General features: G+C 62.8%; 8 protein-coding genes. All 8 read left to right on the top strand.

Annotated elements, in window-relative coordinates:
- Positions 1-399: 399 nt before the first annotated feature.
- The 8 genes from Q0X23_RS06460 (at position 400) to Q0X23_RS06425 (ending at position 12,103) form a co-directional block, all read left to right on the top strand.
- Complete coding sequence (locus Q0X23_RS06460) at positions 400-576, top strand: hypothetical protein (protein ID WP_297859547.1); 177 nt, start codon at positions 400-402, stop codon at positions 574-576.
- Positions 577-591: 15 nt separating this feature from the next.
- Entirely contained in the window at positions 592-3,189 is a 2,598-nt protein-coding gene (locus Q0X23_RS06455; protein WP_297859546.1) for a S8/S53 family peptidase, read from the top strand.
- A 16-nt stretch (positions 3,190-3,205) separates the two neighbouring features.
- Positions 3,206-3,739, top strand: coding sequence for a hypothetical protein (locus tag Q0X23_RS06450; protein WP_297859545.1), 534 nt, complete (start codon positions 3,206-3,208; stop codon positions 3,737-3,739).
- A gap of 9 nt (positions 3,740-3,748) precedes the next feature.
- Positions 3,749-4,432 carry a hypothetical protein gene (locus tag Q0X23_RS06445; protein ID WP_297859544.1) on the top strand — a complete coding sequence of 228 codons (684 nt, stop codon included), beginning with the start codon at positions 3,749-3,751 and terminating at the stop codon, positions 4,430-4,432.
- Positions 4,433-5,190: 758 nt separating this feature from the next.
- A complete protein-coding gene (locus Q0X23_RS06440) occupies positions 5,191-8,289 on the top strand; it encodes a tetratricopeptide repeat protein (protein WP_297859543.1) in 3,099 nt (1,032 codons plus the stop codon).
- 214 nt (positions 8,290-8,503) lie between these two features.
- On the top strand, positions 8,504-9,220 hold the full coding sequence (locus Q0X23_RS06435; RefSeq protein WP_297859542.1) for a hypothetical protein: 717 nt from the start codon (positions 8,504-8,506) through the stop codon (positions 9,218-9,220).
- Positions 9,221-9,264: 44 nt separating this feature from the next.
- Positions 9,265-9,471, top strand: coding sequence for a zinc ribbon domain-containing protein (locus tag Q0X23_RS06430; RefSeq protein ID WP_297859541.1), 207 nt, complete (start codon positions 9,265-9,267; stop codon positions 9,469-9,471).
- Between the two features lies 1 nt (position 9,472).
- Positions 9,473-12,103: a C1 family peptidase gene (locus tag Q0X23_RS06425; RefSeq protein WP_297859540.1), complete on the top strand. Its 2,631-nt coding sequence runs from the start codon at positions 9,473-9,475 to the stop codon at positions 12,101-12,103.
- Positions 12,104-12,110: the final 7 nt, after the last annotated feature.

Below are 12,110 nucleotides of genomic sequence, written 5' to 3'. Positions count from 1 at the left end.
AAGGGGCGGTATCGCCCTCCGCTACGCGGATAACTTCGGTCGGGTTAGTTCGTCACCAAAGGGTGATGAACTAACCGAATCTGGTATAACACTTCCAACGCGAACCTGAAAGATGTGCTATCCAAGATGTTCGAGCGTGCCCTGAATAGGTGAGGCCTCCTGAAGCAGTTCTCCATCACGTTTCCCACCAATACGACGCACACGGTGCGTCGTATTGTAGTCGGTGCGGCAAAAACCGCCGTACCGACTATTCGTGGGAACCGCTCCAGAAGACCCGGAAGGCTTTTGTTTAGTGCTTGAACCCTGATAAGCGCTTGTGCGCTTTTGTGGCAAGGTTGAGTCTTGCCACGCCCTTGCCACGCCCCCCCTGCTAAGGTGGCCCACACAAGGAGGTGAGGCGTGGATGAAGACGAAAGCAAACGCGAGTACCGGCTCATCGTGCAGCCGCCGGACGAAACCCACCCCTGGCAGGCCCGTCTCGAGCGGGCGGGGGAGGTGCTCGAGTTCGAGAGTCCCCTGGAACTGGTGGCCTGGCTCGAGGCCCAGCTCAAACCGCCTTTGGAGGGCCTGCGCTAACCGAAAGGAGAACGCATGAAGCATCTGGTCTGGATTCTGTTACTGGTATGGCTGGCCGCTTGCGGACGCAACGGCCCCCCCAACGTAACCTTCAACTACACCGTAGACCCCACCGTGCAGCCCGAGCCCGCCAGCCTCCCCGACGGCCCTCAGGGGCCGCGCCCGCTGGCTGCGGTGGCGGATGAGCAGGGCAACAAAGCTACCTTCGTTCTCAACGAGGTAATCCTCTCGCCCAAAAACCAGGGCGAACTGCAAGACTTTTTGAACCGCTACGGTGGGGTGGTGCTGGCCAACAACGCGGTGCCCACGCCTCCACCCGGCTCCGGCATCACCCTCGAGCCCAAGTACGCCACGCCCACCGAGTACCTGGTCAAGATAGACCCCAGCAAGCTGGATGTTGCCACCTTTAAGGCCGATGCCGAAAAGGCCGGATTGGGCGGCACCTTCAAAATTTCCAGCGACGGCGGGGCCAAGCTGCTGGCCCTGGTAGCCCGCGCTTTAGCGAACGGACAGGGTGCGAGCGCGAACTTCGTGGGGCAGGGCGACGCACCGGGCGATACCGTGCTCCTGCAAACCAACGAGGGGAGCAACAACAACGCCTTTGCCTGGGCCGAGTTCGGCGACACCGGCAGCCGGGCCAACGTGGTGCGGGCCTGGCAGTTCGTAGCCGCCAGGGGCGTGCCACGCAGACCCCGCATCGCCATCATTGACGGCGGCTTCTGGCTTGACGGCGCGAACAACAACCTAATTGCCGACTTCCCCACCACCCCCCTGCAGTACGACTTTGTGGACAGCGACTACAACGCTGGTGGAACCAACCCCTGGAGTTGTGGTGGAGGTGCATGCCCCTGGCACGGCACGGGTGCAGCGAGTGTGGCCCTCTCGGTGTTGAACAACGGTACCGGCGCTGCGGGAACGGGGGGGCAGGTGGCCGACCCCATTTTGTTCAAGACCAGCGCCGACCTCTATCAAGTCAAACATGCGGTGCGCTCAGCTATCGGCTGGGGAGCCGACGTAATCTCGATGAGCTTTGGAATTTGTAGCGTAGACCCGTGGTGTGACTTTGCTAATCTGGCGTACGAGGTCACTGGGTTCTACAACGCCTTTGAAGATGCTCTGGCAGCGGGCCGGGTGCTGGTAGCCTCGGCAGGAAACGAGGGAAAGAATGCCAATGCGGTACCCTGCAAACTGAACGGGGTAATCTGCGTGGGGGCGCTGGCAAACAACAGCAACACCGCCATCGGCTATTCCAACTACGGGCCCCACATAGACATCTGGGCTCCTACCAACATTCGTGCCATCTATGGAGAAAATCTCCCCCTGGGCCTCGCCACCTTCGGCGGCACCAGCGCTTCCACACCCTTCATCGCCGGGATCGCCGCCATGATGCGGGCCTACAACCCCGCCCTCACCTCCGACCAGGTCAGGGACATCCTGCAACAGGCCGGCTACAACAACTCGCCCGACCCCAAGGTGAACTATTACGTGAACGCCTTTGCGGCGGTGCTCCAGGCGGCGGGGAATTTTTTGAATCCGGATCGGCTCGAGCCCAACAACACCCCGGCCCAGGCCACTACCCCCACCCCCGGCACCACCTACGACCTTAGCCTGCACAACGGGGCCGATAAGGACGTCTACCGGGTGAACGCCCCGGGCTACAGCCGGGTCAAATTCATCTTCGACTACCCCAATGGGCTGGGCAAGCTTGGGCTGGGCAATGGACTGGTGAAGGAGTCGGGCTGCGGCGATACCCAGCTCATCAGCGACAAGACCGGGGCAAACGGGCGTACTTTGATTATGGACATCCCACCGGGAAATGCGCTGCTGACCCTCTCGGCGCTGGCCCGATTGCCCTACAACTTCTCCTTCACGCGACAGTCCATTTCGCTTGACCCCGATGCCTTGGAGCCCAACGAGACCGGCAACACTGCCCGCAACGTGGGCCAGGGCAGCTACAGCGCTACCCTGCACGTGAGCAACGACGTGGACTACTACAGCTTCACCGCCACCGCCAGCAGCTCCAAGCCTTTTATCTTCAACATCCTCTCCACCGATATCCCCCTCACGGTGCGTATCTTCGACGGGGGCAACAACGAGGTGTTTGTGGGCTACACCGGCCCGGATTGCAGTAGCCTGCCGGTCTACACCTTCCCCAACGGCACCGCGACCTATACTGTTAAGGTTTCGGCCAGCGCGGGCGAGGTGGGCAAATATGCCTTTGGCTTGGGCGCCTTCAGCCCTCCCATACCCCCCCTGATCACCATCTTTGGCTCGCTTAACCTATGGTGGATTAACCCTGGCGACCCCGGTCTGCGCTATCTCAAAGGGGTGCGAGAGGGCTTCATCTTCGAGCGCAACGTGGACATCCGCAACATTCAGCTCGGTGGCGAGGGCCTCCATCTCAACCTCTACAACCTGAGCGGCAACAAGGTGGCCGAGGGCCAGCCTTTCAGCACCCCAGGGGGTGGGCCCGAAGGCGAGCGTATAGACCTGAGCAGCCTGCCCGCTGTCCAGTACGTGGTGGAGGTGGTACGCACAGGTGAGTTTGCCGATGGCTCGGTGCGCCTGCCACTGGTGCCCTACAACCTGCAACTGGGCGTGGGCGGGCCGTAGATAAGGGAGGATCATCATGCGCAGATTCTGGTTTATAGCTTTGTTGCTTGGCTTTGCCCTGGCCCAGAAAGACCCCCACCCCTGCTACCTGATGGGCATTTTCAATGCCAATAACACCCCCAACGCCCTGGGCTCGTTGGGCTTTGTGATGAGCAACGAAGGCATTTTGCAGGATGGCAAGCCCCTGAGCGGCAGCGGCGGCCAGGCCGAGGCCCAGGCCATGGCGCAGGCCATCGGCTCGGTACAGCCCATGTCCTACTGCATTCAGAACCTGTCCTCCGGTGGGGTCATCCAACTGCAATACTTCCGCAGCAGCCCTCAGGGGGCCCAGCACTGGCTGGGGGGAATCCGCAAGGGGGCCCCCAGCTGGGTGGGCCTGAACGTGGGGGACGAAGCCGGGCTGTTTCGCAGCGACCAGAGCCAGCCAGTCTTCAGCCTGGCCTTCCGTTACCGCGAGTATGCTTTTTTGCTCACCCATAGCAGCATGGATCCCGAGAGCTACCGCAAGTGGGCCCTGGCCGTCATTGAACGGGTAAAGAAGTTCAAGTAGGAGGAAAACATGCATCAGCTTTGGAAAATAGTCCTGGTACTGGCGCTGGGCCTCTCGCTCTTGGCGCTGGCCCAGAGCGCCCAACGGCTCATCCTGAACGGGCAGGTGGCCTCTACGCGGGTGATCGTGGTGCAGGGCACCGCCTACGTGCCGCTGGCCGACGTGGCCAAGGCCCTGGGCCAGACGGTGGTCAAGGTGCAGGGCGGCTACGAGATTCGCGCTGCGGGCGGGGCCAACCAACTGGCCGGGCAGTTCCAGGGCAAGGTGGGGGACCAGATCCTGACCGGGCTCTTCCGGGTGCAAATTCAAAAGGTGGAGCGGATGGAGAGCTACACCACCCGCTTCGACAAGAACAACCTGACCATTCAGCCCCGCAGCGCCGAGGAAGAACTGGTGGTGGTCACCGGACTGCTCAAGAACGCCAAGCAGTCGGGCACGGTGGCCCCCTCGCTGAGCGTGAACAACCCCGGCAACACCGCCCTGGCCGGTGTTGATGGGCGCTCGTTTCCGCCCATCGCCTACGATAGCCCCGCTGGGACTAACACGGGTGGGGGCTTTAGCCTGCTGCCAGGGGCGGCCCTGAACTTTGCGGTGGTGTTTTCTGTGCCCAAGGGCACCGAGGTCAAGGCGTTGGTGCTGCGGGTGGGCGAGTATGGCGATACAGGCAGCAAGGACGTGCGGGTAAGCCTGTAGCCGACACCTTCAATCCAACCGGCCCTTTGCGCTTGCAAAGGGCTTCTTATCGCGCCCTTCACAGACGTTGCCGCCCGCGAAAACGAGAATGCGTCTGCGCCCAGACGCATGTTATACCGGATTCAAAAAGACAGTTCACAAAACCAAAAACACCAGAGGCTGTCTTTTTGAATCCTAGAGCACACCCCTCCCTTGAGTACCGGCGCTAGCCGGGGGCCGATGGCCCTTCACTGTCGGTCGGCGAAGAAAGCGTCTCCCTTCCAAGGGGCGGTATCGCCCTCCGCTACGCGGATAACTTCCAAGGGGCGGTATCGCCCTCCGCTACGCGGATAACTTCCAAGGGGCGGTATCGCCCTCCGCTACGCGGATAACTTCGGTCGGGTTAGTTCGTCACCAAACGGTGACGAACTAGACGAACTAACCGAATCTGGTATTACGCACCCAAGCGTGGGCCGGGCTCGGCCCACGAGTGCTGGGGTCTCGAGTTTCCGGGCAGCAACTATTCTGTCCAGTACAAAGCTTTCTTGAAGTCGGATGGCTCGAAATATGTGAAGAGCGCTCTAAGTTGCTGAAATACACTCCCCTTACTGATTCAGGGCCTTGCTCAATACCCTCCCCCACCCTCCCTACGCTGTAGGGAGGGAGCTGGTGTCTGCTGCGAATATTTGACCAGCTTACCGTAGGAGTGGCGTGCAGCACTCCCAGACCTGCGCGTAACGCCGATATAACGTGGGCTCAACTAGGCTGTGGTTCGCATCATGGTTAGACTGGAAGGTACGGAAACCAGAGTGGAGCCAACTGCCTTACTGCGGCCACGCCTCAAAGGGGTGGTGCTCAAACGAGTTGGGCTGGCCCTGGCCCTGTGGGGCGAGCCGGGGGTTGGCAAGAGCCACACTGCCCGGCAGCTCCTGCGCGAGACCTCCTGTCGCAGTTTTAGCTTTCCTGCTATGGTGCCGCCGGGTGCTTTGGTACGGGGCATTCCTCGGCCCGACCGGCTCCCGGCCTGGGCCGAACCCCTGCTGCTCAAGCTGCAAAAAGGCGAAGCCCTGGGTAGCAAACGAACGGCGGAGGCATTGGGAGCGCTGCTCTCCGCGCTGGCCCCGGTGGTGCTGCACCTGGAAGACATCCACGAGGTGAGCCCGGAGGGCCTCGAGTGGATCCAGGCCCTGGCCGCCCTTGCTTTGCGAACCAGGGGCGTGGCCCTGCTGGTCACCAGCCGCAGCATTCCCCCCGAACCTTTCGAGGCCTATCGTGTAACGCCCCTCTCCCCCGAAGCCTCGCAAGCCATGCTCGAGGCCGAGATGGGAAGCCCCCTGCCCGAAGGCGCCCTGGCCTGGATTTATGGCCGCGCCCAGGGCAACCCGCTGTTCAGCCTGGAGTATCTGCGCCACCTGGCCCGACAAGGCTTTTTGTGGAGCGATGGGCGGCGGTGGTACTGGCGGCCTCCGCAGGTAGGCACCTTGCCCCTGACGGTAGAGGCACTCCTGGAACACTGGCTGCGCGAGGCAACCGACTCCCCCACCCTGCGCCAGGCCCTGGAAAGCAAAGCCCTGCTGGGGCTGGGGGCCAGCCCTGTGGTGTGGGCCAAAGTAGCCGGGCTTTCATCTCAGGAATTGAACACAGCCCAGCTAGCTTTGCAGCGAAAAGGCCTTTTTTGGGCTGGGGAGTTTGCCCACCCACTCTATCAGGAAGTCACCCTGCGCAGCCTGCCGGCGCAACTGCGCCGTGGCTATGCCCAAAGGGCCCTCGAGGCCCTAGCCGATCAACCGCTGGACGCCGCACAATATCTCGAGGAAGCCGGGTTGCAAAGCGAACAAATTCTGGCCCACCTGCAAGGCGCTGCTGAGGCCGCCCAGCAGCAGGGGGATGAGGTGCAAGCCGCACGGCTGTGGGCCAGGGCCGCGACCCATGCGCCCGCACCCCTGCGCGGCAAGCTGGCCTTTGCCGCAGCCCAGGTTCTGGAAAAAGCAGACCGCCCCGAGGCCATGCGGCTGCTGCGGCTGGTACTGGAAGACCGGCCCGACCACCCCGAGGCGCTTTACCTGCTGGCGGGCTGCTACGCCGACCTGGGCGATTCGCGCGAGGTCGAGCGGCTAATGGGGCGCTTTTCTGAGCGCGAGAAAGCCCAGCCCGACTGGATCAAGCGCCGGATTGCCCTGCAATTTGCTATGGGGGACTACAAGGGGGTATTGCAGCACTGGGAAGCTCACCCGGCGCTGCACCATGAACCCACCCCGGCGCTGGCCTATAACATCGGCTTTGCCCGCACCCTGCAGGGCGACCACGTGGGTGCCGAAGCTATTGCCAAAGCCGCCTTGAATCAACCTTGCTCACTGCTGGATCGGGCGCGGTTGCTGACGGTTTGTGGGCTGGCGCGTTTTTATCAGGATGACCTCGAGGCCGCCCTTTCCCTTTTCAACCAGGCCGTGGAGGCTGCTCGCGATGCAGGCCAGCCGGCCTACACTGCCTCCACCCTGCATAACCGGGCCATGGTGCTGGAGGAACTCAGCCGGGAAGCCGAGATGCTGGCCGACACCGAAGAAGCTTTGCGCCTGTACGCCGAGGCCGGCATCAGCCGCCACTACGCCAGCACCCTGACCAAGAAAGCCCGCATTCTGCACGAGATGGGCCAGTACGAGCAAGCCGAGGAAGCCTTCTGCGAAAGCCGGGAGATTTTGCAGCAAAGCGATGCCTCGAGTTTCCTGATCACCTGTGAAGCCCAGCTCAGCAACCTCTACCTGGACTGGCAGCCCCCCTATGGCCACACCCTGGCCCGCAAGCATGCCGAAAGCGCCTTGGAGCTGGCAAAGCCTTTTGGCGGCAGCAAGCTGTTCATGGCCCTCTACCAGTTATCTAAAGTAGAAACCAGTGCGGGACGGGCCGCACGGGGCCTGGAAATAGCCCAGGCGTGCCTGACCATGGCCCAGGGATTTGGCCTCAAACAACCGCAATATCAGGCTCTTACCGCTCAGGGGCTGGCGCTGGCCGAGCTGGGCCAGGCCGAGGCAGCCTGCACGTGCTTAGAGAAAGCCTATCAACTGGCCTCGGGTTCCGACTGGCAGGTGTATGCCGAATGCATCGGCCTCGAGCTTGATCGCATCACCGGGAACATAGACAGCGCCCGCGCGCGTTTGTGTTGGTTCGAGGAGCGCGGCCTGCTTAACGGAGCTCACCTGGCCCGCCGCTACTTCCCCTCGCTAAATCAATCCCCGGTTTCGAGCAATTCCCCGGCTCTACTTTGCCTAGAAGTGCTGGGCCCTATGCAACTGGGAGGTCGGGCGGTGCGGGGCCACAAACGCCAGGAGCTGCTGGCCCTCCTGCTCGAGGCCCGGGTAGCCGGGCGGGGTGAGGTGGGCAAGCTCGAGCTTTTAGACCGCCTCTACCCCGGCGAGGACGAGGAAAAAGCCGCTTCTTCGCTCAAGGAGCTGATCCACACGGTGAGAACAAGCCTGGGCGCTTCCGCCGTGGCCACCACCCCCTCCGGATATGCCCTGGGCGCGGCGGTCGGTTCCGACCTGGAAGAGTTTTTGCGCGCCGGCGAGGCCCGCTTGTGGCGGGGGGCGTATCTGGGGGGTCTTCCCTCCTTTTACGAGACCGCACGCGAGTCGGCGCACCTGGCCCTGCGCTCGAGGGCCGAGGCCTTGCTCGAGGCCGACCCCAAGGAGGCCGCCCGGCTGGGAAGAATCCTGCTGGAGGCTGACCCCTACGACCTCGAGGCTTTGCGCCTGACCCTGGGGGCCCTGCGCCGCGCGGGGAACCACAAAAGCCTGGGCCGACTGTACGAAGAAGCCAGGGCTAGGATGCTCGAGGTGGGCGAGACCTTGCCGGAGAACTGGCAGGGCTTCCTCACGGCCTGAACCACCCAGCGCCCCCCTGATGCGGCTGTCGGCCCAGACGGCAACAGCCCCGTTCGGGGCTTAAGAATTTTGAGTCTCGAATGGCTCACGCTTACGAAGCGCACAGGCCCCCCGCGAAGGGTGGGGGGCTCGCTTGTGGTTCGGCAAAACCCCCTGCAATTCTGACCCGCTTCTGACCGGCCCTGCAGCACCCTGGGGGTCGAAAGGAGCAACCATGTTCGACCCCAGATTGCGCACCCTGGCCGTACTCCTAGCCGCCGGTATAGCGTGGGCCGCGGGCACCACCTACAGCATCGTGGTAAATGGACAGGTGGCCGCCGATAAGGCCATTGTGGTGAACGGCAAGACCTATCTGCCCCTCTCGGTGCTTAAGGAGCTGGGAATCAATTACAGCCTTAGGGGAGCCACCTTGACCCTGGGCGGCTCGACCCCCGCCAACCAGACCCCCGGCGGGGCCAACCAGCGGGCCTCGCTGGAGGGCTGCCTGGGCGAGACCCTGTTCAACGGCGTCTGGCGCTTCAAGGTCATCAAGCTCGAGCCCATCGTGAAAGACGCTGGAACCCCCCTCGAGACCCCCGGCTGGGGCGCGACGGTGGAGCTGCGCAGCGGGGCCAGGGCCATGGTGCAGCCGGTTTTTACCGGGATGCGTGACCAGGGCATCCAGGTCGCCTTCGCCGACGCACAAACCCTTACCGCCGACGCTCTGGACGTGCAGAAGCTCACCTATGCCAACCTCCCGCCGGGCGGGGTGGTAACCCATCAACTCAAGTTCTGGTACCGCTACGACACCCCCAAAGACCAGATCAAAACCCCCACCAAGCTGCTCCTGGAGATCAATCCCAACGGCTTCGAGAACACCATCCGGGCCAGCGGCGCCAGTTACACCACCCCCACCCCCAGCCTGCGGGTGCGGCTCGACTGCCAGAAATAAGCCACACATGGATGGCTGGGCTCGATTTGCAAGGGGGTAAGCGTGTGGAAGAAGAGACAGGGATTTTTTACCGCATCTGTCCGCGCTGTGCCCGGGCTGTACCGACCAGCACAGACGAGCGCTATTGCACCAACGACGGCGAGCGGCTGCTCGAGGCCTGCCCCCGCTGTCAGGCCAGGTTTACCTCGCCCTATGCGCAGTTTTGTGGAGTGTGCGGGCTCGAGCTCGCCGTGCCAGTAAGGAGGAACTAAGATGAAAATATTGCAGTGGTTAGGCATCACCGGCTTTTTGCTCGTCGCATTGGCAGCGTGCTCGGTCGGCGGGAGCAAAACCGATCCCGATCTGTTCACCGAGGCCAACGCCTGGAAAGAGGGTATCCCGGCTGACGCCCAGATGGTCAGCCCCGAGGAGTTCCAGAAAGGTATTGCCTCGGGCGAGCTGGTGCTTTCCAGCACCGCCGCAGTCGCCGCAGCCAAACAGGCTCGAGAAGCCCAATACCAAAGCGATAAGAGCTTTCTAAACGGCATCCCGGACAAAGACCCCAACACCCAAGCCCTGCTCGCCGAGGCTGCGGGTAGCCCCAGCTTCGAGGGCGACCGCCCGGTGAGCGGGCCGGGGGGGGAGCCGGTGGTGCTGTTTGGCCTGGGCACCCAGCTGCGCAACGCCGTCGAGACCTACCAGCGCGCGCAAAGCGTGGACAACGCCCTGGACGATTATGCCCTGAGCTACTCGCTCTTGCCCGAGGACCTCAAACCCCAGGCCCCCAGCCCCGATAGCCTCAAGGGAAAGCCGCTGGCCGAGGTCAAAGCCGCCCTCGAGCAGCTCGATGGCCTGTTGGGAAGCAAGCCTGCCAGCCTGCGCACGGCCCGGCTCGAGCCCGGCGGCGGGGTGCAACCCCAAGCCATCAACCCTGGCAACGGCACCGACAACAACGGACCCTGCACCCCTACCAACCTGGCCAAGCGCTTCTGGTTCCCCCTCAAAAACTTCATCAGCCCGGTCAAAAACCAAGCCAAACGCGGCACCTGCTGGGCCTTCACCGCGATCGGGGCGGTGGAAAGCCGCGAGCGGGTGCAAAACAACAACCCCGTAGACCTCTCCGAGCAGTTCCTGGTCAACAAGGTCAAGCAGGACTGGGACTCCAGCGACTACACCGACGGTTACTGGTCGGAGAAGGCCCTCGAGACCGCGGTCAATAAAGGCCAGAGCTTCCCCAGCGAGGGGGGCTGGACCTACAACAGGGCCACCTCACGCCCCAGCGTCAAAGATGGCGACAGCAGTTCGTATGCCAACAGCTGCAACGGCTACAGTGGCACCTGCTCGGATACCGCCCACCAGAGCCGCCGGGTCTGCACCACCTTTATCTTCACTTTTTGTAGCTACGCCAAGGTAACCTTTGGCGGGCCCGGCGTGGCCTCCTCGAAGACCACCCAGGTCTGGAAAAACGGCGAGACCTTCAAGCTCAACCTCCTGCGCCAGTACCTCTCGCAAGGCTATGTGCTCCTGGCTTCGTTCCCGGTCTACAAAGGTTTCATGGACGATGTGAAAAACGACGGCGTGGTGAGCAACTACGCCAAGACCAGGCTCGACGATAAGGGCAAAGAGGTAGCCGGCTCCTACGGCGGCCACGCCGTGCAGATCGTGGGGTTTCTCTCCAATGAAGACATGAGCCAGTTCGGCCAGACCCCCAGCATCGGCGGGGGTGGGTATTTCATCGTCAAGAACTCCTGGGGCTGCGGCGCGGGCGACCGCGGCTTTTACTACGTCCCCGCCGACTATGTCAGCGGCATCTTCAATTCCCTGAGCGTGCTGAACTTCGATGGCCGCCGCAGCGAGGCCTGGAAGCAGGAGCAGGCCGCGCCGGGCGGCTCGGAAGCGCCCAAGATCACCATCAAAACCAACCCCGCTACCGTACAGCTCCGGGTCGAGACCAACCTGGCCCAGTTCTTCCAGATCACCCACCCTGTGGCCAAGAGCGTCAACCTGAGCGTGACCTCAAATCTGGACGGCACCCTCTACAATGGCGGCTGGAGCACCGATTCCAACAGCCTGTTCGGCCCCGAACTCAAGCGCACTCTGAACTCGGTGGGTTCCCGGACTATAACCTTGCTGGCCAAATATGGCAGCAGCCAGGCCAGCAGCAGCTTCGTGGTCAACGTAATCAACACCCCGCCCACCCTGAACCTGCAATACGGGGGAGACCCCCACCAGGGCGAGGCCTACCCCATCACCGCGCTCATTACCGACCCCAACGAACCCGACACCAACAAGCTATGCGGTACCACCACCTGGTCAGTGGATGCGCCCGATACGCTTTCGGCAGGTACGGGCTGCTCGGTCTCGGTCACCTTTGGGGCTACCGGACTCCGCCAGGTGCGCGTGACCACCCAAGATAGCGACGGGGCCACCGCTACCCAGACCCTCAACCTGAACGTGCTGCCCCCACCCCCCAACCCCTACCCCAAGATCACCGATTATGGGGTGTACTCGAGGGAGTTCACCGGTGGGCAGTTCCGCTTCTGCGGGAGCGTAAAGGTAGCCGGCGGCAGCACCATCGTCCTGAGCGAAAAGGGTTGCACCCTTGTCATCGGGCCTACCCCCACCCGCTACTACGGGGGGATCAGCGTAGAGAACCCCAGCAACGAAGCCCTCACCTACGACTGGAAGCTCTACGTAAGCGGCCCGGGGTTTGATAACGTCCTTCTCGCCGATACCGGCTCCACCCGCAACGTCTTTGATCTCTACAACGTCCACAACGAAGGGCTCGGCACCGACAACTGCCGCGTAACTGTCAAGGTCAACGCCCCCGACCCCAGCCGCAGCAAGGGGCCCATCACGGTGTGGGCAGGCAGGTGCACCTACTACTCCTTCACGCTCAGATAGGGCCCTG

This window comes from Meiothermus sp. (assembly GCF_026004115.1).
Taxonomy (GTDB): domain Bacteria; phylum Deinococcota; class Deinococci; order Deinococcales; family Thermaceae; genus Meiothermus.
The sequence above is the reverse complement of the archived record's forward strand: the minus strand, read 5'-3'. Positions and strand labels throughout refer to the sequence as shown.